The following is a 2,094-nucleotide window of genomic DNA, read 5'->3' on the forward strand; positions in this document are numbered from 1 at the left end:
GGCGTCAGCAGCTTCTCGAATTCATCGATCAGAAAATTGCCGTCATCATCGACGGGCGCCCACTTGATGACCGCCCCGTGCCGCTCGCGCAGGAAATGCCAGGGCACGATATTGGAGTGATGCTCCATGATCGAGAGCACGATCTCGTCGCCGGCTTTGATGTTCGGCTCGCCCCATGACGACGCCACCAGATTGATCGCCTCGGTGGCGTTGCGGGTGAAGATGATCTCCTCGGTCCGCTTCGCATTGAGGAATTGCGCGACCCTGGTGCGGCCGCCTTCATAGGCTTCGGTCGCGGCGTTGGCGAGATAGTGCAGCCCGCGATGAACGTTGGCGTATTCGGTCTTGTAGGCCTGCGTCATGCGGTCGAGCACCGCGTCCGGTTTCTGCGCCGAGGCTGCGTTGTCGAGATAGATGAGCGGCTTGCCGTAGATTTTCATGGCCAGCGCCGGAAAATCCTGACGCACGCGCATCACATCGTAAGAACCGTTGGCGACCGCCGGATGGGTCATGTCACTGCTTCCATATCCACCGTCAGAACTTGGACATCTCCCGTGTGAAGGGAGCGCCCGTCATTGCGAGGCCGGAACAAAACCGACAACACCAGTTTTGTTCTCGGCAAAGCGACGAAGCAATCCGGCTCTCCCGAGACCTCAGGGTTGCTTCGCGAAGCCTGTTATCGGACGGCCGCTTCGCGACGACCCGTCAGCTCGCAATGACGCTCCGACAATCTCTTACCCGCGCGCCGCGAGCCACCGCTCGCCGGCTCCGATCACGATCTCGCGCACGCCGTCGTCGGCGATGGATTCGATCGCCTCGCCAATGAACGCCTGAATCAGCAGCGCCTGCGCTTCCTTTTCCGAAAGACCGCGCGCGCGCAGATAGAACAGCAGGCTCTCGTCGAGCGCGCCGACCGTCGCGCCGTGCCCGCAGGTGACGTCATCGGCGAAAATCTCCAGCTCGGGCTTGTTGTCGGCCTCCGCCCCGTCGGACAGCAGCAGAGCCCGCGTCATCATCTTGCCGTCGGTCTTCTGCGCGTCGGGCTGAACGATGATCTTGCCCTGGAACACCGAGTGCGCGCGATCGTCCACCACCGCTCGGAATATCTCGCGGCTCTGGCAATGCGGCACGGTGTGATCGACCACCAGCGTGGCGTCGCCGTGCTGCTGATCCTTCAGCAGGTTGACGCCGTTGATCGACGCATTCGCCCCTTCGCCGCCGAAGCGGACGAACGCCTGATAGCGGCTGAGCACCGAACCTGTAGTCAGGCTGAACGTATTGTACTGCGTCCTGCCGTTGAGCGTGACGATCGCGGTCGAGATGTTGCTGGCGTCGCGCGCATCCTCGACGAGACGGACGTGCTGGACATCGGCCTCCTCGCCTGCCCACAACACGACGGCATCGTTCACCTGATAGCCGTGCGCGCCCTTTGCTGCGACAAAACTTTCCACCAGCGTGACCCGCGCGCCCTTGCCTATCTGCAGCAGCGAGCGCGTGAACGAGGACGCGGACGGCTGCGTCGTGACGTGAACGATGTGCAGCGGCTTGGTCAGCACGGCGTCATCGGCGACGCCGATAACGACGCCATCGGTCGCCATCGCGGCGTTGAGCGACACCATCACGTCCGTTGTGGCATTGGTGCGCAGCAGGTCCGCGCGCGCCGCGTTGTCGGCGCTCTCCAGCATGTCGTGAAGCGTGCGGACATCGACGCCCTTTTCCAGCGCGCCGAGATCGGACAGTTCCGGCGCGAACGCGCCATCGACCAGCACGAGCCTGCAGCCGCCCTTCACCTCGATCTGAGCGAGCGCCTCGGACGCGCGCTTGAGCGCATCGGCATCGGGGCGCGCGGCAAGCGGCGCGACCTCGCGCAGCAGCACGCGCAGGTCGGTGTATTTCCATTCCTCGATCCGGCGATGCGGAAGCCCGCGCTGCGCGAACTCCGCGAAGGCAGCCTCGCGAACCTCGGCGACGGGACCCTTGCCCGGAAGACGACCCCGCGCGGCCGCGAAAATATCGCTGGCGGCGTGGTCGGTCGTGGGCTTGACCAATGCAACGTTCATGATGGCGCTCAGGCTGCTTTTTCTTCGAACTGGG

General features: G+C 64.0%; 2 protein-coding genes. Both read right to left on the reverse strand.

The annotated features are described in order from the left end of the window. Positions 1-512 (reverse strand): aminotransferase class V-fold PLP-dependent enzyme (locus tag BGN91_RS07300; protein ID WP_292611855.1); only part of this gene is annotated, 512 nt, incomplete at its 3' end. Between the two features lie 222 nt (positions 513-734). Beyond that, entirely contained in the window at positions 735-2,060 is a 1,326-nt protein-coding gene (gene sufD, locus BGN91_RS07305; protein ID WP_292611856.1) for a Fe-S cluster assembly protein SufD, read from the reverse strand. Positions 2,061-2,094: the final 34 nt, after the last annotated feature.

Source organism: Nitrobacter sp. 62-13 (assembly GCF_001896955.1).
In the GTDB taxonomy this organism is placed as follows: Bacteria; Pseudomonadota; Alphaproteobacteria; order Rhizobiales; family Xanthobacteraceae; genus Nitrobacter.